Source organism: Advenella sp. S44 (assembly GCF_002810445.1).
Taxonomy (GTDB): Bacteria; Pseudomonadota; Gammaproteobacteria; order Burkholderiales; family Burkholderiaceae_B; genus Advenella.
This window is the reverse complement of record NZ_NEXS01000008.1, coordinates 193,094-214,875: the sequence shown is the minus strand read 5'-3', so window position 1 is coordinate 214,875 and position 21,782 is coordinate 193,094. Positions and strand designations below refer to the sequence as shown.

At 54.7% G+C, this 21,782-nt stretch carries 19 protein-coding genes and 1 rRNA gene; 8 read left to right on the top strand and 12 right to left on the bottom strand.

Annotated elements, in window-relative coordinates; translation table 11 throughout:
• The first annotated feature begins 71 nt into the window (after window positions 1-71).
• Window positions 72-184, top strand: a 5S ribosomal RNA gene (gene rrf / locus CAP48_RS13870).
• A gap of 659 nt (window positions 185-843) precedes the next feature.
• Window positions 844-1,515 carry a cupin domain-containing protein gene (locus CAP48_RS13865; protein WP_100697699.1) on the top strand — a complete coding sequence of 224 codons (672 nt, stop codon included), beginning with the start codon at window positions 844-846 and terminating at the stop codon, window positions 1,513-1,515.
• Window positions 1,516-1,548: 33 nt separating this feature from the next.
• On the opposite strand, the gene CAP48_RS13860 is transcribed toward CAP48_RS13865, so the two are convergent.
• On the bottom strand, window positions 1,549-1,941 hold the full coding sequence (locus CAP48_RS13860) for a DMT family transporter (RefSeq protein WP_161495265.1): 393 nt from the start codon (window positions 1,939-1,941) through the stop codon (window positions 1,549-1,551).
• A gap of 427 nt (window positions 1,942-2,368) precedes the next feature.
• Window positions 2,369-2,536: a hypothetical protein gene (locus CAP48_RS20360; RefSeq protein WP_197707276.1), complete on the bottom strand. Its 168-nt coding sequence runs from the start codon at window positions 2,534-2,536 to the stop codon at window positions 2,369-2,371.
• A gap of 264 nt (window positions 2,537-2,800) precedes the next feature.
• Here CAP48_RS20360 and CAP48_RS13850 point away from each other — a divergent pair, with 264 nt between their 5' ends.
• The gene (locus tag CAP48_RS13850; RefSeq protein ID WP_100697695.1) at window positions 2,801-3,766 is read left to right on the top strand and encodes an acyltransferase; all 966 of its coding nucleotides are present in this window, start codon (window positions 2,801-2,803) and stop codon (window positions 3,764-3,766) included.
• Between the two features lie 311 nt (window positions 3,767-4,077).
• Here CAP48_RS13850 and CAP48_RS13845 read toward each other — a convergent pair whose 3' ends face one another.
• The 5 genes from CAP48_RS13845 to CAP48_RS13825 form a co-directional block, all read right to left on the bottom strand.
• Complete coding sequence (locus tag CAP48_RS13845) at window positions 4,078-5,361, bottom strand: amino acid deaminase (protein ID WP_100697693.1); 1,284 nt, start codon at window positions 5,359-5,361, stop codon at window positions 4,078-4,080.
• 42 nt (window positions 5,362-5,403) lie between these two features.
• The gene (locus tag CAP48_RS13840) at window positions 5,404-5,907 is read right to left on the bottom strand and encodes a T6SS immunity protein Tdi1 domain-containing protein (RefSeq protein WP_100697691.1); all 504 of its coding nucleotides are present in this window, start codon (window positions 5,905-5,907) and stop codon (window positions 5,404-5,406) included.
• Window positions 5,908-5,974: 67 nt separating this feature from the next.
• A complete protein-coding gene (locus tag CAP48_RS13835; RefSeq protein WP_100697689.1) occupies window positions 5,975-6,448 on the bottom strand; it encodes a TM2 domain-containing protein in 474 nt (157 codons plus the stop codon).
• 317 nt (window positions 6,449-6,765) lie between these two features.
• A complete protein-coding gene (locus CAP48_RS13830; RefSeq protein ID WP_100697687.1) occupies window positions 6,766-8,019 on the bottom strand; it encodes a D-amino acid dehydrogenase in 1,254 nt (417 codons plus the stop codon).
• Window positions 8,020-8,100: 81 nt separating this feature from the next.
• Window positions 8,101-8,955, bottom strand: coding sequence for a ferritin-like domain-containing protein (locus tag CAP48_RS13825; protein ID WP_100697685.1), 855 nt, complete (start codon window positions 8,953-8,955; stop codon window positions 8,101-8,103).
• A 93-nt stretch (window positions 8,956-9,048) separates the two neighbouring features.
• Here CAP48_RS13825 and CAP48_RS13820 point away from each other — a divergent pair, with 93 nt between their 5' ends.
• From CAP48_RS13820 to CAP48_RS13800, 5 genes are all read left to right on the top strand, one after another.
• Window positions 9,049-10,017 carry a D-2-hydroxyacid dehydrogenase gene (locus CAP48_RS13820; RefSeq protein WP_100697683.1) on the top strand — a complete coding sequence of 323 codons (969 nt, stop codon included), beginning with the start codon at window positions 9,049-9,051 and terminating at the stop codon, window positions 10,015-10,017.
• Window positions 10,018-10,154: 137 nt separating this feature from the next.
• Window positions 10,155-11,768 (top strand): GMC family oxidoreductase, encoded by a 1,614-nt coding sequence (locus tag CAP48_RS13815; RefSeq protein WP_100697681.1) that lies wholly within the window; start codon window positions 10,155-10,157, stop codon window positions 11,766-11,768.
• A 561-nt stretch (window positions 11,769-12,329) separates the two neighbouring features.
• Window positions 12,330-13,124 (top strand): phosphoadenylyl-sulfate reductase, encoded by a 795-nt coding sequence (locus tag CAP48_RS13810; protein ID WP_369806358.1) that lies wholly within the window; start codon window positions 12,330-12,332, stop codon window positions 13,122-13,124.
• Between the two features lie 55 nt (window positions 13,125-13,179).
• Window positions 13,180-14,130, top strand: a complete 951-nt coding sequence (gene cysD, locus CAP48_RS13805; RefSeq protein ID WP_100697677.1) for a sulfate adenylyltransferase subunit CysD — start codon at window positions 13,180-13,182, stop codon at window positions 14,128-14,130.
• Between the two features lie 18 nt (window positions 14,131-14,148).
• On the top strand, window positions 14,149-15,459 hold the full coding sequence (locus CAP48_RS13800; protein ID WP_100697675.1) for a sulfate adenylyltransferase subunit 1: 1,311 nt from the start codon (window positions 14,149-14,151) through the stop codon (window positions 15,457-15,459).
• Between the two features lie 235 nt (window positions 15,460-15,694).
• Here CAP48_RS13800 and CAP48_RS13795 read toward each other — a convergent pair whose 3' ends face one another.
• From CAP48_RS13795 to CAP48_RS13775, 5 genes are all read right to left on the bottom strand, one after another.
• Window positions 15,695-16,777: a sulfate/molybdate ABC transporter ATP-binding protein gene (locus tag CAP48_RS13795; RefSeq protein WP_100697730.1), complete on the bottom strand. Its 1,083-nt coding sequence runs from the start codon at window positions 16,775-16,777 to the stop codon at window positions 15,695-15,697.
• A 97-nt stretch (window positions 16,778-16,874) separates the two neighbouring features.
• Window positions 16,875-17,789, bottom strand: a complete 915-nt coding sequence (gene cysW, locus CAP48_RS13790; RefSeq protein WP_100697673.1) for a sulfate ABC transporter permease subunit CysW — start codon at window positions 17,787-17,789, stop codon at window positions 16,875-16,877.
• Window positions 17,790-17,799: 10 nt separating this feature from the next.
• On the bottom strand, window positions 17,800-18,636 hold the full coding sequence (gene cysT / locus CAP48_RS13785; RefSeq protein WP_100697671.1) for a sulfate ABC transporter permease subunit CysT: 837 nt from the start codon (window positions 18,634-18,636) through the stop codon (window positions 17,800-17,802).
• Window positions 18,637-18,661: 25 nt separating this feature from the next.
• Window positions 18,662-19,678, bottom strand: a complete 1,017-nt coding sequence (locus CAP48_RS13780; RefSeq protein WP_100697669.1) for a sulfate ABC transporter substrate-binding protein — start codon at window positions 19,676-19,678, stop codon at window positions 18,662-18,664.
• A 332-nt stretch (window positions 19,679-20,010) separates the two neighbouring features.
• On the bottom strand, window positions 20,011-21,585 hold the full coding sequence (locus CAP48_RS13775; RefSeq protein ID WP_100697667.1) for a TerC family protein: 1,575 nt from the start codon (window positions 21,583-21,585) through the stop codon (window positions 20,011-20,013).
• Window positions 21,586-21,782 lie beyond the last annotated feature (197 nt).

Genomic DNA, 21,782 nt, shown 5'->3' with positions numbered 1-21,782 from the left:
CAACTAGCTTGTGCTTCTTCCAAATTGCTAACGCATAGCAACCAGCTAGCGCTAAGCCATACCAGCTTACGCTTGACGACCATAGCAAGGTGGACCCACTCCTTCCCTTCCCGAACAGGATAGTGAAACGCCTTTGCGCCGATGATAGTGGATGGACATCTGTGAAAGTAGGTCATCGTCAGGCTTTTTATTCCTTCAAACGCCCCGCAATGTCGCCATTGCGGGGCGTTTGTGCGTTGGTCTCCAATTCGCGGTAGACCGCATGCTTGTAGACCGCATATCGTAAGCATCCGGTAAAACCACCTTGCGAGCTCTTATCAAGGATGCCAGGATAGCGTCCACGAATATAAGCGGACACGATGACAAACGAATAATTCTTATTAAACGCATTCGGCGCGCTTACTCAGCGACCTTCAAGGCTGGTTCCTCTTGAATGTAAGCGGTAAATCCGAGATCATAGGGGCTTCAGCAAATTCTTGGTGGACTAATTCATCCCAGACGGTGGAGTAAATGCGTCCTGACGAGTTTGGTGCTCAAAAAGCGCAGCGTGATCGCCGCAAAGTTCAGTCGGCAATTTAAAGTAGATCTTCAATCAGTGCCACAAGCGCGGCGTTTCAGTAACAGCATTGGCTCGCCAATACGATTTGCATCGCAACTGACTTCGTGGGCCTGCTCCTGTAATACAGAACAGAAAACGTAGAGCCGAGAAGGTAGAGCCGAAATCACAGGGCCGGAAGTATGAGTTATTTGCCGGCTATTACTTTTGCCGGGCCCATCAGGGCCGGGCTGTTCCGTCTCTGATCTTGTCGGACTTTTTTTCATGACTATTTTTTGACTTTCACTATGTTGATCCATTCCGATTTTTCACAGCGGGCAGCGTTGCGGTCACAACACTACCATTGGATTGCCTCGCCGCAGCCCGGTGTGGAGCGTGTGATGCTCGATCGTATCGGTCAAGAAAAAGCCCGTGCAACCAGCATCGTTCGCTATGCGCCGGCATCCCGTTTTCCTGGGCATCAACATCCGGGGGGTGAAGAAATTCTGGTGCTCTTCGGAACGTTTTCGGACGAGGGCGGTGATTACCCGGCTGGCTGGTACTTGCGTAATCCGCCCGGATCCCGCCATCAGCCTTTTACCAATGAGGGCGCCACTATATTTGTGAAGCTGCGACAAATGCTCGAAGGTGAGCACCGCAGCGTGCGTATCAACACACATGAACCGTCCGCGTGGATCCGGCACAGTGAGGGAGCGTCTTGCCCCTTGTTCACCGACGAACGTGAACGGGTGTCGCTTGAGAAGCCAGACGCCGGCGCACGGCTCTTCAGTCATTTCGTTGACGGGGCGGAAATGCTTGTGCTCGAAGGAAGCCTGCACGAGACCGTGCATGAGTATGGGCAGGGCAGTTGGCTGCGTTTGCCACCAGGCGAGCATCCTGAATTTGTCGCTGGTCCGGACGGTGCACTCTTCTATCTGAAAACGGGGCATCTCGGGAAATACCTGACCGGGGCGCGATAGTCCGTTTCGGGGCAATCGTTTTATTTATACCGATTATTTTATAGAATTGACAGACCGGCTATTGTGTGAAAAATGAAGCAAGCCGTTAGCGATCGAGATACACAGGACGATTAACATGCCGCCGAAGGGGGTGGAAGGCCCGGGTACTTCATGCAAGAAAACGAACGCGATAAGCGCAGCAAAAATGGGCTCGCTCAGTTCAAGAATTTGCACTTGTGATGGGCTAAGGTACTCGATGGCTTTGGTGTTGCAGTAAAACCCAAAGATGGTTGGAAATATCGCCAATCCAGGCAGGCATCCAATGACTGCATAATTTAATTCAAAAGCGGTGGGTTGTTCCATCACGACAGGTAGAACCAGAAATACACTTCCATATACCAGCATTTGCCGGGTAAGGGCTAAACCGCCTTCCAATTTAAAAACCATAGCGAAGTGCATTAACCTCTATCAAGTAAAGAGCGTATGCGTATGTTGCGCCGCTCATGCGAGCGCGGCTTGGCCCGGGCGCGCAGCCAGCCCGCCAGTGGGTGCAAAAACGTACGACCCGATGAAAGGCAAGGATGGCAGGGACAAACGCTGTCTGATGCAGCCATGCGGTGTTGCGTGCAAGCGGGTGCGTTGAACATAGCATAGACCCTGACAAAGGTCGTCCAGCATCGCTGACTGTTGGTCTGGTGCGCCCGCGACCTGGAATGACAGTGTGTGAATGACGGCACGCTGCGCATTGCGGCAACACACCCTGTGGTCGTCAATGACTCGTGCTGGCACTTGCTAAACAATGTGCTTTGCATTTCATGACGATTAAGCCCTTAGTAACGCGTGTCTTTTGGCTTTTTCCCATTAGGCCCGTCGTTCATTTTTCCGGCAAAATCAGGACGCTCCTGGTGGTGAAGAACTCGGCGGCGTCGATTGCCTGCTGGTTATATTCAGGCGCTTGTTTATAGAGCAATAGCTGCGAGCCTGTATAACCCACAGCTAACATTAATAAGAAAAACAAGAGTAGAGATTTCAATACTTTCATGGCGTTGACTTCACGACTATGATCGAACCAATTCAATCCCGTTTCACATACATGGTACTTCGATCACTTTGGTTTGTATTCCTTGCCGTTGTTTTGACTGACCGCAAACGCGGCTGCTCGTTGTGGTACTACGCCCATAATTGGCCGTCAGTGGCTCACCAGGCCGCTAACGCTTTCGGTTACATTCGACAGCAATTGGTAGGCATCCCTCATGACATGAAGGCCATGGATCGTTACAATGTCCGATTCAACAGAGGATGATACATGCAGCGTAACGCGGGAACAGATGGCCTGAAAATAGCATTGGCAATGATGGTGGTCGCTCTGCATGCGTCGTTGTTTACCGAAACCGCCGAGTATCTTAATTACATATTCGTAAACGGACTGCTGCGCATTGCCGTGCCGATTTTCTTTATCATCAATGGTTTTTATTTCTATCCTCTGATCGCGCGAAATCGTTCTTTTGGCAGTTGGGCCAAACGCCTGGCTGTGTTGTATGGCATCTGGATGTTGCTGTATTTGCCTTTCTACTGGCCAGTCCATTGGGAACTGGCCCGCGATCAGATCGGGCTGCTGGAAAAGCTGGTGTTTGGCTATCACCACCTGTGGTATCTGGTCGGCACCCTGGGCGCCGGGGCGGTATTGTATTTAATGCGCAGGCGTAGTGATAAACATATTCTTGTTGCCGCCGTCGCGCTCTTTGTGGCGGGCTACGTGCTGCAGGCACTCGGCAATTATGCGCCCATCGAAGAGGGGCTGGCGGGATACCTGTTGAATTCGGGCTGGATTTTTCGCAACTTTCTTTTCTTTGGTTTTCCCCTGTTTGCCATAGGCTACCAGATTGCCAAACACCGCTTGCACAAATTGCCGCGTCGGGATCCGCAATTGCTGGGCGCGATATTGGTGGCAGCCCTGTTGCTGGTACTGGAGAGCTCTGTCCATTATTTTCTGCATCCGGCCAAGGCGGGCGTGGATATGTATCTGTCGCTGCTGTTGCTTTGTCCGCTCATTTTTATTTTCTTTCACAGCCGCTCGGCAAGATTAAATACCGACTTTCTTTCCAAACTTTCGACTGCCATTTACCTGACCCATGTATTCTTTATCAATATTTTGCTAAACACAGGCTGGATGGAGCAGGGTACGCCATTGTTTGTCATGGTGATGTTTACCAGTACCATCGTGTCGGCTGTGCTGGTCTGGTCAGATCGCAAATGGAATATTTTGTTCTGAGCCAAATGTCGCGCTCGCCAATGGCATTTGTGATGTGCGGCTAATCTCTGAGCACCAACGCTTTTGCTCGTAGCACCTTGACGAGTTGCAGATGCCACCCACAACGCGAATGATGGCGGTGGCCGCAGCGACGCGGGAGTTACCGGATTAACTTGACAGCCGGCGACGTATCCGCCGCGCGCTGACGTATCGCAGCTGCTGCACGCCCAATGCCTGGCCCGCAACAACGACTGCGCGGAGTGGTTCGCCCGGCAACACTTCACCGCGAGCTAGTCGGTGAGCGGCGTGCAACGGGAGAATCGCGGCAGCATTCAAAAGCGGGTAGTAATGTAGGATAGCGCCTGGCCGTTTTCATCGATAATGGGCATCCATTTCCACTTATCGAATGTCGTGCAGGGATGGGAGATGCCCAAAATTACCCTGTCGCCCACAACCGGCGCAGGGCTGGTGGCATCAAAATGTAAATAGGCGTGCTGGTCGTTGAGCGCGGCAATCTGCCAGCTCGGTTGCGGCACGCTGCGAGCCTGCTCGCCTATCGGTGCGTAGCCAGTGACAAACGGCAGGGTCAGGTCATAGGAAATGTCCCGTTTACCGCAAGTGAGTAGTGCCAGCCCCGGCTCGGGTACCGATTGCACCATGGTCCACACTTCGAGGCCGGGCAGTAAACTTTCCTGCAGGCCTTCGCGCTCTTGAACTTTAGCCAGATGACGGTGATAGACACCATGATCGTGTGTAATATAGCATCCCGAACGAAGGACGCCGCGCACGGGCCGGCCCAGCTCGATTTTAAGACCGGGCACGACCAGATCAAAAATGGCCGAGCCGCCGGCCGAGATAATAATCTCCTCGGTATCAAACAGCTGTTGTTGATCGCAGGCGCGTGCGACTGCTTCGCAACGGCCCATGAGCGCGTCAACGGCAGGCTTGTCCTTTTCTGTATCAGTCGCCAGGTTGCCTTCATAGCATTCGATGCCACCCAGCGCAAGTATGGGTGATTGATGTATGCAGCGGGCCAGCGCCAGTGCCTGTTCAAATTGGCGACAGCCTGTGCGCTGGCCTGCGATACCAATTTCCAGCAAGCATTCAAAACGTAGGCTTTGTTGTTGATTGTTGTCCCTGTAACGTCTGGCCCAGGCTTCAATATAACGGACCTGTTCAATGGAATCGACCAGAAACCAGATCCGCAGGTCGGGATGCGTTTGCAATAGCGACTGCAATTGGTGCAGATCGGCATCACAAATAACCTGATTGGCAATAATAATACGCTTTGCACCGGCCCGGATCCCGGTCCGGGCCTGAAACACGGTAGCAAAGGTCAGTCCCCAGGCGCCGGCGGCAAGTTGTAGTTCAAACAGTTCAGGTGACATGGTGGTTTTGCCATGTGGTGCCAGGCTGACTCCCTTGTCCCGCGCAAAACGCTGCATCCATTGCACGTTGTGTTCCAGGGCGGACTGATTGAGCACCGCCAACGGGAAGGCAAAGGCGTTTTCGTAGACGTTAAGCCGGGCTGCGGCAAAGGTGTTGTGCTCGGTCGTGCCAAGTTCCGCCGGAAAATGCTTTAGTGTGCAAGCCTGGAACGCAAGGGAATCGCTCATTTTTGTCCTGCTTAAATTGACTGCAACGTTTGGTGTTGAATTTTATTCAGATTTTTGACTGTCGTTATTGCTATCCGACGGTAAACCAGGTTCATCGGCGGCGTCGTCAGGGATCTCGATCTGGCTCAGTTTTTGCCAGAGTGCACCCATTTCATCAAAATACTGGTAAATATCCACGGGCGTGAGTTCGTCAGTGTCGTACGACCCTCCCAGGACCGGCGGTGTGGCAAGTGCAAAAACGGCATTGTCAGGTAACTGCGTTTCCAGCAACGGTGCCATTACCAGCAGCGAAAAGTAGTCGGTAATGAATTCGGGATCGGCAAGCACGGCGCGAAATTCGTCAAAGTCAGCGGCAATGTGCTCCAGTTCACCGTCGTTGGTGTCCAGAAACAGAATATGACCGGTTTCAGGCTCAAGTAAAAAGCAGTCGGCCGTTTTGGTGACAAGCAGAATTTCGACCTGGGCGGGCAGCAGCCATTGCCAGTGATTCAGCAGCCGCGGCTGATTAAGATTATCAGTGGCTATGGTCAGGTCATTCAGATTCACGGGCGCTCCTTGCGTCGTTCAGGCGGGCAGAAGGGCCGGGCCGTCTGCACCCTTGCCGCGTGGGTTGTTATGACGATTGAATGCGCAGACGGTATTCTTCGTCGTTCATAAAAATGTATCTTACCGCATCAATCAGGCCCAGAAAGACTGAGAGCGGCAACCAGATGAAACTGATGATCAGATACAGTAATCCCATCCCGATCTGGCCGTTGTAGAAGCGGTGTGCACCCAGCCAGCCCAGGAAAATCGCCAGAAAAATGGCGATTTTGCGGGAACTGGCCTGGCGCGTCAGTTCTTCATCCTTGTTCTTGTATATCCAGATGCACACGATGGCCGTCACAACCAGGGCAACCAGGATTTTGACGGGATGCCGCGAGACGTATTCCGAAACGGTGTAATACAGATCGGAAAAGTTATAAATGACCAGACCGGTGATGTCATGCAGCCACACAGCCAGGGCGGTGAACACGCCTTCGCCGAAGGTCAGGCCGATCAGGACAATGATAAAGACGATAATGGGCAGGAGGATTCTCTGGAGCATGGCGGCAGGTCTCGGTGGGCTTAAAGCGAGCGTCAGGCATTTGCGTTACAAGATCGGTTGACGGACGCGGGTTATTCGGGCAATAAATCTGGGTCAGTAAATCTAAAATGAGCGTAATATTTGTATCAGATTACCGTCAAATCAGCGTTAAGTCAGTCAGCATTAAATCGGCATCAACTCAGCGTTATATTGGCATTAAATCAGCATTAAACAAATGTACGACAAATACGATATAGTCGCATAAAAACAAGGCCGAGCCACGGCGGTTGGGCGCCCGGTTGCTTCATTTCGTTTCGGGAGCCCTCTGTGCCGCGTGCTCAGGCATCGGCCAGCGTAAACACGTTTTTACCAAATGGCAGAGCCTGGCCGCGCAGCAAATGGCTGATCACGCTGGCTGACCCGGGCGCCAGGGTAAAGCCCAGGGCGCCCTGGCCAATATTGAGCCACAGGTTACCATAGCGGGTAGCATCAATAATGGGTTTGCCTTTAGGCGTTGCCGGACGCAGTCCGGCCCAGAGCGTGGCCAGATCATAATTGCCCGCATCGGGAAACAGATTGCGTGCTTCCTGCTTCAGCGCATCGATACGCGCCGTATCAATGCGACGGTTTAAGCCCACCATGTCGGCCATGCCGGCGATGCGCAAGCGTTCTCCCAGCCTTGCATAAACGACCTTGCGTTCATAATCGGTAATACTGACCATCGGCGCGTCGGCGGCTTGCTCAATGGGCACGGTCAGGCTGTAGCCTTTGAGCGGACTGACCGGTACCGCAATACCCAGCGGCTTGAGCAGCGCTGTGCTCTCGCAGGCCAGTGCCACCACGATATGATCGGGGGTAAGGTGTTCTCCCGCAGTGGTTTGCACGCTTACTTTGCGATTGCTGTCGGCCACAAGGCGGCTGACGGTGGTATTGAACCGGAAGGCGACGCCGCGCTGCTGCAAAATGTTTTTCAGGGCAACGGCAAGCTGGAAGCAGTCTGCACTTTCTTCGCTTTCGGTAAAGATACCGCCGCTCAGATGATCGCGCATACGTTGCAGCGCCGGCTCCAGCGAAATACATTCTTCGACCGACATGGCGCGTTGTTCGCAACCCAGTGAACGTTGATAGTCCAGTTGTTCGACGGCATGATCAAAAGAATTACGACTGCGATGCACCACCAGCTTGCCCGCCCGTTTATGATCAAAGGAGATGGCCTCCTGTTGCATCATTTCATGATACAGGTCACGGCTCAGAAAGGACAGGGCAAGCAATTGGCGCGTTGTCTGGTTGCTTTGAGCCGCATTGCAGGCTTTGACAAAACGCATGTTCCAGCACAGGGTGGCGGGGTCCAGGCTGGGACGAAAACGCAGGGGCGAGTTGCGATCCAGCAACCATTTGGGTACGTGACTCATGACGCCCGGACCGGCCAGAGGCGCAACATAACTGTATGACAGTTGTGCCCCGTTGGCAAAACTGGTCTCCAGCGCAACATCGTTGTTTCTCTCGACCACAGTGACGTTGAATCCGTCCCGGTTGAGATAATAAGCAGTTGTCAGCCCAATGATGCCGGCCCCAAGTACCAGAACGTCCATAATATTTCCGTTAGTATGAAAAGGCATTGGTTCTATTGCCAGGTTCCGGATCAAGCCGGCCTGTGAAGACCAATAGTGCAATTATAAGGAATTGAGCCAATCAATATCGGTCTGGGTGAATCCGGCCGCCATTCTGGCCTGCACATTAAAGGGCCCGCGAGGCTTACTGACGCGATAGATATCGATCAGCGTCGCATAAGCGGCAACGGGATCCTGGTTTTGCTGCTCGCAGCAGTACAGGTACCAGCGATTGCCGGTTTTGACATGTCCGATTTCATCGCGCAGGATAATATCCAGAATCTCAACGCCGCGGTTGTCTTTGGCTGCGCGCAGCTTGTTCTGGATGGCCGGGGATACATCCAGGCCGCGCGCCTCCAGCGTGCGCGGCACCAGTGCAAGCCGGGCCAGAATGTCGTTGGCGGTTTTTTCCGCCATATCCCATAAGCCATTATGGGCTGCAAAGTCGCCATACTGATAGCCCGACGCAGCCAGGTGCCCTCGCACGAGGGAAAAGTGATAGGCCTCTTCGCGAGCCACTTGCAGCCAGTCGTAGTAGAAATCGTCGGGCATGCCGGGAAAGCGCCAAATAATATCCAGTGCCAGGTTGATGGCATTGAATTCAATATGGGCAATGGCGTGCAAGAGTGCGGCTTTTCCCTGTTGCGTCTGTGTCGAGCGTACCGATACCTCGCGCGGGTCTACCAATTGTGGCCGTTGCGGACGCCCCGGCAGCGGCTGCGTGGCGTGCAGGACCAGGTCGGCGCAGAGGGGCAGCGTCGCTACCATGCGGTCAACAGCCGCGATTTTTTTACACGGATCGGGCTCGGCCAGGGCATCCAGTGCCGCCTGACGAAGCGATGGCGGCACGGAAGACGTGTCAGGAGAGGGAGTGACGGCAGAGGAGGTGGCCGCAGGCGGCGTGACAGGAGAGGTCATCTTCAGTTTACAAACAACGGGTTTACCAAGACCTCTATTTTAGTCACTGGCAGGCGGTGGTATAGTCGTGTTTTCACTTTCACAGGAAAACTCATGTCTTCGATAGCACGTATCGTTTTTCTTGACCGGGCCACGCTGCCAGACTTTATTACGCTCAAGGCATTCGAGTTCGGCCACGAAGTGGTTGCCTATGACCAGACCGCGCCGGCTGAGGTGGCCGACCGAATCCGTGACGCAACAATCGTTATCACCAACAAGGTGCCGGTATCGGCCCGGGACGTGGCGCAGGCCGGTGCCCTCAAACTGGTGGCCGTGGCCGCTACCGGAACCAATATCATCGACATCAAGGCATGCCGCGAAAAAGGCATTGTGGTATCCAATATTCGTAACTATGCCGTTAACACCGTGCCCGAGCATACCCTGGCGCTGATTTTTGCCTTGCGTCGCAGTTTGGTACCTTATCATCTTTCGGTCGGCCAGGGACGCTGGGCGCAAAGCGGCCAGTTTTGCTATTTTGACTATCCGGTCAGCGATCTGGCCAATAGCACCATCGGGATTTTCGGTTCGGGCACGTTGGGAACCGCCGTAGCCAAGCGTGCCCAGGCGCTGGGCATGAATGTGCTGTTCGCGGCCCGCAAGGGGGAAACGGCAGTCAGGCAGACCCACACGCCATTTGATGAGGTGATCGAGCAGGCCGATATCCTCACCTTGCATCTGCCCTTGACGCCGGCGACCCATCATATGATCGGCGCCGCCGAGCTGGCGCGTATGAAGCCGACTGCGATCCTGATCAATACGGCCAGGGGCGGTCTGGTAGACGAAGCCGCGCTGGCAGACGCGCTGGAAAACAAAAAGATCGGCGGCGCAGGTTTTGATGTGGTCACCCAGGAGCCCATGCCCGATACGCACCCGTTCATGCGCCTGATGAATCGATCCGACTTTATCCTGACGCCGCATGTGGCCTGGGCCAGCCGCCAGGCGATCCAGGCACTGTCAGACCAATTGGTGGACAACATCAATGCGTTCATGCGAAATGATATTCGTAACCAAGTCGGATCCTGATGCAACCGTGTCGGGTGCTGACAGCGAATGGCGCTGAATAGGTAGAAATACGCGTTGTCATAACGCCGGTTTTTTTCAATAATGATTACTAGGCGGACATATCCGGATAACAAATAATAATAAGCAGAGTGGGGAGCATGGCAGAAACAACAACGCTGTATGGAGACTTTGACTACATCATTGCGGGTGCCGGTTCGGCTGGCTGCCTGCTGGCCAACCGCCTGTCTGCCGATCCCGCATGCAAGGTCCTGCTTCTGGAGGCCGGCGGCGATGACAAATGGCGCTGGTTGCATATACCCGTAGGCTATCTGTATTGCATCGGCAATCCCAATACCGACTGGTGCTTCACCACGCACCCAGACGCCGGGCTCAACGGCCGCAGTATTGCCTATCCGCGCGGACGCGTGCTGGGCGGCAGTTCGGCCATCAACGGCATGATCTACATGCGTGGGCAAACAGAAGATTACGATGGCTGGCGCAACGCCGGCAACCCGGGCTGGGGCTGGAGCGATGTGCTGCCCCTGTTTAAGAAATTCGAGCATCATTATGCAGGTGAGACCGAATTTCATGGTGCCGGCGGCGAGCTGCGTGTCGAACAGCAACGTTTGCGTTGGGATATCCTTGATGCCTTTCGGCAGGCTGCCGAGCAGGCAGGTATTGCGCAAATTGAAGATTTCAATTGTGGCAATAATGAAGGCTCGTCCTATTTCCAGGTAACGCAGAAAAAAGGCGTGCGTTTCAGTGCCTCCACGGCGTTCTTGCGCCCGGTCCGGGAGCGCAGCAATTTAACGGTTATCACAAATGCAATGATCGACCGGATCAACTTTACAGGCCGTATCGCCCAGGGTTTGCGCTTTCGGCATAACGATCATTTTTTTCATGCCAATGCCAAACGGGAAGTCATCCTTAGCGCGGGCGCTGTCGGTTCTGTACAGATTCTTCAGCGCTCGGGCGTGGGCGCCGGCGATCTGTTGAAGGCACTGGGCATTCCGCTGATTCATCATTTGCCTGGGGTAGGCCGCAATTTACAGGACCATTTGCAATTGCGCATGATATACAAGGTGAATAATGTGCGCACGCTTAACACTATGATGCAGTCGTGGCTTGCCAAAGCGGCAATGGGGCTGCAGTACGCTTTCATGAAAAAGGGCCCGCTGACAATGGCGCCGTCGCAACTGGGTATTTTCGCCCGATCCTCGGCAAGGCAGGCACGCGCCAACGTGGAGTACCATGTACAGCCACTGTCGCTTGAAAAATTCGGCGACGGTCTGCATCCGTTCCCGGCCTTCACGGCTTCCGTTTGCAATATCCGGCCCACCAGTCGCGGCATGGTGAAAATTGTGTCGCCATCGCTGGAAGACCGGCCCGATATCCTGTGCAATTACCTGAGCACCGACGACGATGTTCAGGTTGCACTAGAGAGTATTCGGCTGACACGACGTATTGCCGAGCAGGCTGCACTGGAAAAATACTCACCGCAGGAGTTTCGGCCAGGCCCCCTGGCCAAGTCCGACGACGACCTGATACGGGCGGCCAGCGATATCGGAACGACGATATTTCATCCGGTGGGCACCTGCAAAATGGGAAACGACGACATGGCCGTGGTTGATGCCGCGTTGCGCGTGCATGGGATAGACCGGTTGCGCGTTATCGATGCCTCTGTCATGCCCACCATCACGTCGGGCAACACTAACGCCCCGACCATGCTGATCGCGGAAAAAGGCGCGCAATTGATATTGGCGTCTGGCTGAAAGGCGCAGCAGGCACGGCAGATCCGCAGTGGCTTCACCGTGTAAAGCAGGCATCCGAAGTGGTGCAGAAAAGCCGGTATTTCAGGTCTTGCGGCAAAACCGGCATCAGAAGCGAAGCAGTATAGCGGGCATCCCAAATTGTGCAGCAAGGCTGGTATCCCGTGTCGTGCAACAAAACCGGCATCAGAAATCGGGCAGAGTACCGCACACCGATTTTATGCTTGGCATCCTGATGGCAGCGGTGAGCTCACCCGAGTTTGCGCCGGCGTGGGCAGCCGTGAATCCGGTGTCGTTATATCGTTTTTCTATATTGACATGTCCGGCTGAAATAACAAACAGCTGTGATTTGTTGCGCGTGCTTCAGTCATAATGTCGCAGTCCGACATCAATGCGCCGTTCTTACACGTTGGGCGGCCAGGGCGCATGTCGGTTTATATCCGCCGTCTATTAATAAAGACATATTTCTTCGTTCTTAATCCTGTAGTGAGCCGATAAGATTAAGCCTTCAGTGAAGTAGGCCAGCCCGGATGTCGGGAGCTGGCCTGAGCAAGGGACGAATTCATTATGGCTTTTCAGTCTGCGTCAACGCAAGCGGCCCCGGTTTTTGAGCGCCCGATCTTGTGGTCGCCGCCAACCCGCGCGATCGCGCCGATCGCGCTGGAAGAAAAAAGCCGCCAGTTACGCGAGCGTTTGCTTGCCATTGCAAAACAGCATCAGCGCTCGCGACTGGCCTCCAGTCTGTCGGCGGAAGATATGGTTATCACAGATGTGATACTACGAGATGTACAAACAACACAGCAGGATATTTGCACGCATATCGATATTTTCACGCTGGAAACCGGTAGGCTGCCCACAGAAACCCTCGCGCTGCTCGATCAGATCCAGACACGCTACGGATCTGGTCTGGCTGTTTACACACCCGATCAGCAAGCCGTGCAGGCGTATATCGAGCAGAACGGGTTAAACGGCTTTTATGAAAGTCTCAAGGCGCGCAAGCAGTGTTGTGATATACGCAAGGTCGCGCCACTGGCGGCCGCGCTAGCCGACGCTGATGCCTGGATTACCGGGCAGCGTCGCGAACAGTCGGTCACGCGCAGCGCACTGGATTTGCATGAACGGGATACCGCCCGGGGAATCAGCAAATATAACCCCTTATTCGACTGGTCTGAACAGGACGTCTGGGCCTATATAGAGCGCTACTCCGTACCCGTGAACGCGCTGCACTACCAGGGTTATCCGAGTATTGGCTGCGACCCCTGTACCAAGGCGGTCCGTGCCGGCGAAGATCCGCGCGCCGGCCGCTGGTGGTGGGAAAACCAGGATAGCCGCGAATGTGGTCTGCACGTTCACAACTGACATTATTCCATCTGTCGCATCGACACAAATACATCATCAGGAAAACTTATTGACTATGGACACCTTATCCGGTTCGATCAATTCACATCCGGCCCAGCTGCACACGGGGCATCTGAAGCGGCTGGAAGCCGAATCCATTTATATTATCCGGGAGGTCTATGCGCAAAGCCGGTCGCCCGCGTTGCTGTTTTCGGGCGGCAAGGATTCGGTCGTGTTGCTGCATTTGGCACGCAAGGCATTTCGCCTGGGAAACCGACCTTCGTCATTGCCGTTTGCGTTGGTGCATATTGATACCGGTCATAACTATCCGGAAGTCATTCGCTTTCGCGATGAACTGGTTGCAGAGCACGGATTTAAACTGGTGGTGGGACACGTCGAAGACTCCATTCGCAAGGGAACGGTCAAGCTGCGCCGCGCAACCGATTCGCGCAACGCCGCGCAGGCAGTCACCCTGCTTGAAACGATCGAGGCGCATGGCTTTGATGCACTCATGGGCGGCGCGCGCCGCGATGAAGAAAAAGCACGGGCCAAGGAGCGCATTTTTTCTTTCCGTGATGAGTTTGGCCAATGGGATCCGAAGGCGCAGCGCCCCGAGCTGTGGGAACTGTATAACGCCCGTGTTCACCCCGGGGAGCAGATTCGCGTGTTTCCCATTTCCAACTGGACCGAATTGGACATCTGGCAGTACATCGAACAGGAGAATCTTGCTTTGCCCGACATTTATTACGCTCACGCGCGGCAAATCGTGCGCCGTCAGGGCCTGCTGGTTCCGGTCACGCCTTTGACGCCCATGCAGGAGGATGAGCACAGCGAGGTGGTAAGCGTGCGCTTTCGGACTGTCGGTGATATCAGTTGTACCTGCCCGGTAGCCAGTATCGCGGCAACGCCGGCGGACATTATCCGGGAGACGGCTATCGCCGAAATTACCGAAAGGGGCGCCACACGCATGGATGACCAGGTAAGCGAAGCGTCCATGGAAAAGCGCAAGAAAGAAGGCTATTTCTGAACATTCAGGAACAATATGATGACAACTGAAAAAACAAACGGACTTTTGCGCTTTATTACCGCTGGCTCGGTCGATGATGGAAAAAGCACACTTATCGGACGGCTGCTGTTTGACAGTAAGGCGGTGCTTAGCGATCAGCTGCTGGCGGTACGCAATGCCAAACACAAGCGCACGGCGGGCGAGCAGATTGATTTTTCGCTGCTGACTGACGGGCTTGAAGCGGAGCGGGAGCAGGGCATCACGATTGATGTGGCTTATCGCTATTTTTCGACGGCCAGCCGCAAGTTCATAATCGCCGATACGCCGGGACACGAACAATACACCCGAAATATGGTCACTGGCGCTTCCACTGCCGATGCCGCCGTTGTCCTGATTGATCCGGTGCGTGCGCTGGATGCCCAGGACAATGTGAGCTTGCTTGACCAGACCCGTCGGCACAGCGCCTTGTTGCGTCTGCTGGGGATCCGCCATATTGTGGTCGCCGTTAACAAAATGGATCTGATCGGTTTCGACCAGAGCCGGTTCGACAAGATTTGCGCTGCCTATGCACAACTGGCCACACAACTGGGCCTGGGTCACGTTCACTATATACCAGTGTCGGCACTGGGCGGGGATAATGTGGTCGTGCGCAGTGACCGCATGCCCTGGTATCAGGGGCAGCCGCTGCTGTCAATCTTGGAGTCGATAGAGCTGGCTCAGCCTGGTGAAAACGATGCTGCGAGCCTGCGGTTTCCGGTGCAACTGGTGGTGCGTCAGGACGGAGACCAGGCAGATGATTTTCGCGGCTATATGGGAAAAGTGGCCGGCGGCCAACTGTATGTTGGCCAGCGCCTTCGGGTGTTGCCAAGCAACCAGACCGGTATTGTGAAGGAAATTCTGGGCCCCGACGGTGACGTTGAAACCGCGGTGCCGGGCGATGTTCTGACAATCAGCCTGGATCGGGATATCGACGTGTCGCGCGGCGATATTTTTGTGGCAGCAGACGCGCAGATTGAGCCGACGCGGGATATTCAGGCCGATATCTGCTGGTTTGATGCTGATCCGCTGGAACTGAAACGCAAGTATCTATTGCGTCACACCTTTGCCAGCATACCGGTCAGAATCAGCCAGATCAATAAAGTGCTCGATGTCAGGACGCTGCTGAGCGAGACGGGGAGTGATCAATTGCGCCTGAACGATATCGGGCAGGTGCAGCTCCGGCTGCAAAAGCCGCTGGTCAGCGACAGTTATGATGTCAACAGCGTCACCGGTTCGTTTATCCTGATTGATGAGGTAAGCAACAATACGGTGGCCGCCGGGATCATCAAGGCTGTGCCGGCGACGACATAACGTTCTTCGCCGATTTGCGTGTACGAACCGGCCGCTGCCTGAAGCGGCCGGTGTTTTATGCAGTGGTCGACCGACGTATCAAGCAACGGTCGGCATATCAAGCAACGATGGACGTAATACGCAGCGGTTGGCGAATCGCGACCGACTGTCCTCTCTGAACAGTGGCTGGCAATCCGTAACATGCAGCAGTCGGCGTATCGAGCCGCAGCCGCCGCACCCTGCAGCGGCCACCGCATCACGCAGCGGCCGGTTCCTTGCTGCGGGCGAAAACGGCCATCTTGCGAGGTTTGACGTAAACCGTGTCGCCCAGGTTCAGCCCAAGCCGCCGATAACGTTCGCGCGTCATGACAACGTCGATAGGGTCTGCAGATCCGGCCCGGCCCAGCTCCAGTCGCACGACCGGCCCGACAGCGTGAACATGTTCTATGGTGCCACGCTCCAGTGCATTACTGGCATCCTGGGTCAGTTCGATATCGTGAGGGCGGATATATGCGGTCACTTCATCATTGGCCGTTCCATGAAGATTGTCCGGTGTCAGCGGCTGCATATAATTGCCACGAGTAAATTGTTCGTTCTGGATCCGGCCATGGAACAAATTGACGTCGCCCAGAAATTGGGTAACAAACGCGCTTGCGGGGTGTTCATAGATCTGGTCCGGTGTGCCGATCTGCTCGATATGTCCATGATTCATGACAACGACGCGATCTGCCACTTCCAGCGCTTCTTCCTGGTCATGCGTCACAAAAATGCTGGTCAAGTGGATTTCGTCATGCAGCTGGCGCAGCCAGCGCCGCAGATCCTTGCGCACCTGCGCATCCAGCGCACCAAACGGTTCGTCCAGTAGCAACACCTGCGGCTCCACGGCCAGCGAGCGGGCCAGCGCGATTCGCTGACGCTGGCCGCCCGATAATTGGCTGGGATAGGCGTCGGCCAGCCAGTCAAGCTGCACCATTTTCAGCAGACGGTGTACTTTGTCATGAATTTGCGCCTTCGATGGCCGGATGCGCCTTGGCTTGACCGTCAGGCCGAAAGCAATATTGTCGAACACCGTCATATGGCGGAACAGGGCGTAATGCTGGAATACAAAACCAATTCCACGTTCAGTGACGTGCTTGTCGGTTGCATCTACGCCTTCAAACAGCAACTGGCCTGAGTCGGGTTGTTCCAGGCCGGCGACAATCTTGAGTAACGTGGTTTTGCCGCAGCCTGATGGGCCCAGCAATGCCAGCAATTGACCACTCTGGATCTGCAGGTTGATGTCCGCCAGTGCGGTAAAGTCACCAAATTTCTTTGTGATATGACGAACTTCAATACTCACAATACGTTCCTTTTTCTGATTGCGGTTGTCGTTGCCGCTGCATATTGATTGATCCGGCAATGGCAACGCAAGTGAACGCCGGCGCCGGTGTCCTGTCTCAGCCCGGATTCATCGCGGCGCGAGCGCCGATCTGCGGATCGGCGGTCCGAGATTTCAGTGGGTCGCTGCTGCGCCGCAGCGATTGCTGGTGTGAGCGATACTGACGCCACTCGATGAAAGACTTCAGGACCAAGGTCACGACTGCCAGTAGCGCAAGCACTGATGCGCATACAAACGCCCCGGCAATATTGAATTCGTTATAAAGAATTTCCACATGCAGCGGGATCGTGTTCGTGACGCCGCGAATGTGGCCCGAAATGACGCTGACTGCGCCAAATTCCCCCATGGCCCGGGCGTTGGTCAAAATGACGCCATACAACAGGCCCCATTTGATGTTCGGCAAAGTCACATGCCATAATGTCTGCAAACCACTTGCGCCCAGTACCAGCGCCGCCTGTTCCTCGTCAGCGCCTTGCGACTGCATCAGTGGAATAAGCTCGCGGGCAACGAAAGGGAAGGTGACAAAAGTGGTAGCCAGCACAATGCCTGGGACGGCAAAAATAATTTTCAGATCATGGGCGTCCAGCCATATCCCCAGCGCGGTCTGGTTGCCAAAGAGCAGCAGGTACATCAGTCCGGCCACAACGGGCGAAACCGAGAAAGGCAGGTCAATGAGCGTAATCAAAAAGCTTTTGCCGCGGAAATTGAAGCGGGCAATGGCCCAGGCGGCGGCGACACCAAAAATGACATTCAAGGGGACAGCAATGGTGGCGGTCAGTATCGTCAGGAAAATGGCAGACCGCGCGTCGGGCTCACTCAATGTCTGCCGGTAAAATGCCCAGCCTTTGCTGAACGCTTCTGTAAAGACCAGGAACATGGGCAGGGCGATAAACAGGCCGATAAAGACAAGCGTAATTGCTGTTAGCAGATAACGCAGCCATGATTTTTCGGTGCGGGTAAAATTTGTGTTCATGTTTGCGTCTTCAGTTCATGCCGTTACGCTTGTTATTCCAGCGCTGGATCAGATTGATCAGCAGCAGGACCAGAAAGGAAATCATCAGCATCAGCACGGCGAGCGCTGTGGCGCCTGCGTAATCAGACTGCTCCAGTTTGGCGGTAATCAGCAAGGGTGTAATTTCCGAGACCAGGGGAATGTTACCCGCAATGAAAATCACTGAACCATATTCACCAGCGGCCCGGGCAAAGGCCATGGCCGCGCCGGTGAGCAGGGCCGGCGCGATGGCCGGGAAAATAACCCGGGCAAAAATTTGCCAGCGGCTGGCACCAAGGCAGGTAGCCGCATCTTCCAGTTCCGGCTCCAGATCTTCCAGGACAGGCTGTACGGTGCGCACGATGAAGGGAAGACTGATAAAAATCAGGGCAATAACAATGCCGGTTGGCGTGTAGGCTACCCGGATGCCCAGTGAGGCCAGCAAGCTGCCCAGCATGCCATTGGGCGCATACAGCGTGGTCAGCGCAATGCCGGCAACCGCAGTGGGCAGGGCAAAGGGCAGATCGATGAACGCGTCAACGATTTTTTTGCCCGGGAACGTATATCTGACCAGCACCCAGGCAGTGACCAGGCCAAAGACCACGTTAATCAGCACGGCAATCAGCGACGAGCCGAAGGTCACGTACAGCGAGTGGATCACCCGTTCGCTCCAGATCGCATTGATAAAGCCGCCAACGCCCAGTTGCGCAGTCCAGCCGAACAGAACCGCAAACGGAATCATGACGACCAGACTGAGCCAGAGAAGCGTAATGCCCAGCGTCATACCAAAGCCGGGCAGGACTGAATATTGTTTTTGAAGAAGCGTCATTGCAGCATTAGAGTAATAATGGACATTATTTCTTCAGATAAATCTGATCAAAAATGGCACCATCGGCAAAGTGCTTTTGGTTGACCGCGTCCCAGCCGCCCAACTGACCAATTGAGATGGTTTTCAGTGGGGGAAAAAGTTTGCCGGCTTCGTCGGCCAGGCTCGCATCAGTCGGGCGGTAGAAGTTCTTGATCGCGATGCGCTGGGCTTGGGGGGTATACAGGAAATTCAAATAGGCCTTGGCCACCTCACGGGTCCCGCGCTTGTCGACGACCTTGTCTACGAGAGCTACGGGCGGCTCGGCCAGTACCGAAAGCGACGGTACGACAATATCAAACTGACCCTGGCCCAGTTCGCGTTGCGCCAGGAATGCCTCGTTTTCCCAGGCCAGCAAGACGTCACCTATCTGCCTCTGCACAAACGTCAAGGTGGATCCTCGGGCGCCTGAATCCAGTACGGGGACGTGGCTGTATAGCTCCTTCAGATACTGTTTTGCCGATGCGTCTGTCGCGCCGGGCTGCGCCTTGGCCCAGGCATAGGCGGCCAGATAGTTCCAGCGCGCGCCCCCAGAGGTCTTGGGATTGGGCGTGATAACTTGAACGTCAGGCTTGATCAAGTCGCCCCAGTCTTTGATGCCTTTGGGATTGTCCTTGCGCACCAGAAACACAATGGTCGAGGTAAAGGGGGTGCTATTGTGAGGAAATTGTTTTTCCCAGTCTGCATTGATACGCTTGCTCTTGCGAGCGATGGTATTGATATCGATGGCCAGCGCCAGGGTGACCACATCAGCGTCCAGTCCGTTGTCCACGGAACGCGCCTGGGACCCGGAGCCGCCGTGCGACTGCTTGATGATCAGCCTGTCGCCGGTTTTCTCTTGCCATTGCCTGGCAAAAGCAGCATCAATTTCCTGATACAGCTCCCGAGTGGGATCATAGGACACATTCAGCAAGGTGATGTCCTTCGCATACGTCGCATGACACAGGCCGGTGAGCGCAAGGGCAGCAATGGAAAGAGTGCGAAGCAGTTTTGAACGTGGAATCATGGGCGGGCCTGTATCTATCGGGATTAAGAGAGCGCAATATTGCAAGTGGGTTCAGTGTAGAGAACCGGGCCGCCGCGGTGAACGATTAAATTCTGATAATGATATGCGTCTGAACAATATAAAGGACGCCGCAATAAATAAATTGCGCGCAACGAATGCAGGACAAATCCTGCGGCCACTCCAGACAAGGCGCGTCTCCTGAGTTTATTTCATTTGTGATGGGAGATGAGCGCGCAAAAAGTTAAGGCCCGCAGCAGCGGGCCTGGTATATCGGGTAATAAGTTTATAAAACAATTGGCTAACGTCGACAGCCACCGCGGCCTGTACCAAGCCTAGGCATCGAGCATTTCCTCGGGATCTCTTTCACGATGCTGCTCCACGCTGACCTGGCCAATGCGCCGGCCGTCCAGAGCCACCACCTTGAATATGGTTTTGATTGGACCACGGTCCAGCTCGAAGACATCGCCCGGTTCGGCAAGCCGGTCAAACTGCCGCAACAGATAACCGGCCAGTGTGGCTGTTTCTTCATTGTCGTCGTATAGGCCATCGATGTTCAGGATCTGTTCCAGATGACGCAGGTCGGCTGCACCGTCGATCATCCAGCGACCCTCTCCCAGTTCCACAATATCGGGCGTTTCATCTTCATCGGGGAACTCCCCGGCAATGGCTTCGAACACATCCATGGGGGTGACCAGGCCCTCGATCGCGCCGAACTCGTCAGTAATAACCACCAGCTGGCCACGGCTTTCCTTAAGCGTTTGTATCAGCGTCAGGATATTGATGGATTCGGGCACAACCAGCGGCTTGCGCAGTTTTTTGACGTTGATCCGGCGTTCGGTCAGGATGTCTGCAATCAGGTCGCGTGCCCGTCCGACGCCGATGATCTCGTCCAGCGCCCCGCGACAAATCGGAAAGAAGGTATGGGGCGTGTTGATGATTTCATCACGTATTTTTTCAATATCATCGTCGATATTGATCCATGAAATATCCGAACGGGGTGTCATGATCGAATGGATGCTGCGATCGGCAAGCGTGAGCACGCCGCTGACCATATAGCGTTCTTCGTCTTCGAATACCACAGGCAATTCGGCTTCCATGCTGGGGTTTTCCATATGCGCTTCGTCGGGTGGACGTTTGCCCAGCATGCGCAGAATCCCTTCGGCCGTGCGCTCACGCATGGGGCGGGTGGCTTCTGAGCGCTTGAGGCTGTGGCGCGCGATCTGGTTGAATATTTCGATCATGACCGAGAAGCCAATAGCGGCGTACAAATATCCCTTAGGCACTTTGGCGCCAAACCCTTCTGCCAGCAGCGAAAAGCCAATCATCAGCAGAAAGCCCAGACACAGCACCACCACAGTCGGATGTTGGTTGACAAAACTGGTCAAAGGCTTGGACGCCACCAGCATGACGGCCATTGCAATGATCACCGCGGCAAACATGACGGGCAGGTGATCGACCATACCGACGGCGGTAATAATAGAATCGAGAGAAAAAATGGCGTCCAGGGCGATAATCTGAGTGACGATCACGCCAAAGCTGGCATACACGCGCGGGCCGGAGGAGGGCCGGGCTTTGCCTTCAAGCCGTTCGTGCAATTCCAGCGTGCCCTTAAAGAGCAGGAAAAAGCCGCCGGCAATCAGAATCAGGTCACGCCCGGAGAACGACAGCGTGTATATGGAAAACAGCGGCGCTGTCAGTTTAATGAGCCACGACATGACCGATAGCAACAGCAGTCGCATGATCAGCGCAAGCGCCAGTCCCGTAATGCGAGCTTTGTCACGTTGCCTGGGTGGGAGTTTATCTACCAGGATGGCAATAAAGACAAGGTTGTCTATGCCTAGCACCAGTTCCAATACAATCAGCGTGATCAAGCCTACCCATATATTTGGGTCAAGCAACAGCTCCATTAAGGGGCTCCAGTTATTGAGATCCTTAAATAGTAGCAGATAAAATCTGCAGGGTTTCGGGCCGCTGCCAGCGTGACAATTATTACATTAATGTACTGACAGATTGACAGTATCCCCGCCAGTTAAGGTAAAGTGACTCTTTTTTGCAGAATGCTGCGCTCAATGGTTGCGCACTGTGGTGCACGAACCAGGATACA

Bases quoted from the DNA above. Each gene is read 5' to 3' on its own strand.
- CAP48_RS13865 (WP_100697699.1), top strand. From the start codon at position 844: ATGTTGATCCATTCCGATTTTTCACAGCGGGCAGCGTTGCGGTCACAA.
- CAP48_RS13860 (WP_161495265.1), bottom strand. From the start codon at position 1,941: ATGGTTTTTAAATTGGAAGGCGGTTTAGCCCTTACCCGGCAAATGCTG.
- CAP48_RS20360 (WP_197707276.1), bottom strand. From the start codon at position 2,536: ATGAAAGTATTGAAATCTCTACTCTTGTTTTTCTTATTAATGTTAGCT.
- CAP48_RS13850 (WP_100697695.1), top strand. From the start codon at position 2,801: ATGCAGCGTAACGCGGGAACAGATGGCCTGAAAATAGCATTGGCAATG.
- CAP48_RS13845 (WP_100697693.1), bottom strand. From the start codon at position 5,361: ATGAGCGATTCCCTTGCGTTCCAGGCTTGCACACTAAAGCATTTTCCG.
- CAP48_RS13835 (WP_100697689.1), bottom strand. From the start codon at position 6,448: ATGCTCCAGAGAATCCTCCTGCCCATTATCGTCTTTATCATTGTCCTG.
- CAP48_RS13830 (WP_100697687.1), bottom strand. From the start codon at position 8,019: ATGGACGTTCTGGTACTTGGGGCCGGCATCATTGGGCTGACAACTGCT.
- CAP48_RS13825 (WP_100697685.1), bottom strand. From the start codon at position 8,955: ATGACCTCTCCTGTCACGCCGCCTGCGGCCACCTCCTCTGCCGTCACT.
- CAP48_RS13820 (WP_100697683.1), top strand. From the start codon at position 9,049: ATGTCTTCGATAGCACGTATCGTTTTTCTTGACCGGGCCACGCTGCCA.
- CAP48_RS13815 (WP_100697681.1), top strand. From the start codon at position 10,155: ATGGCAGAAACAACAACGCTGTATGGAGACTTTGACTACATCATTGCG.
- cysD (WP_100697677.1), top strand. From the start codon at position 13,180: ATGGACACCTTATCCGGTTCGATCAATTCACATCCGGCCCAGCTGCAC.
- CAP48_RS13800 (WP_100697675.1), top strand. From the start codon at position 14,149: ATGACAACTGAAAAAACAAACGGACTTTTGCGCTTTATTACCGCTGGC.
- cysW (WP_100697673.1), bottom strand. From the start codon at position 17,789: ATGAACACAAATTTTACCCGCACCGAAAAATCATGGCTGCGTTATCTG.
- cysT (WP_100697671.1), bottom strand. From the start codon at position 18,636: ATGACGCTTCTTCAAAAACAATATTCAGTCCTGCCCGGCTTTGGTATG.
- CAP48_RS13780 (WP_100697669.1), bottom strand. From the start codon at position 19,678: ATGATTCCACGTTCAAAACTGCTTCGCACTCTTTCCATTGCTGCCCTT.
- CAP48_RS13775 (WP_100697667.1), bottom strand. From the start codon at position 21,585: ATGGAGCTGTTGCTTGACCCAAATATATGGGTAGGCTTGATCACGCTG.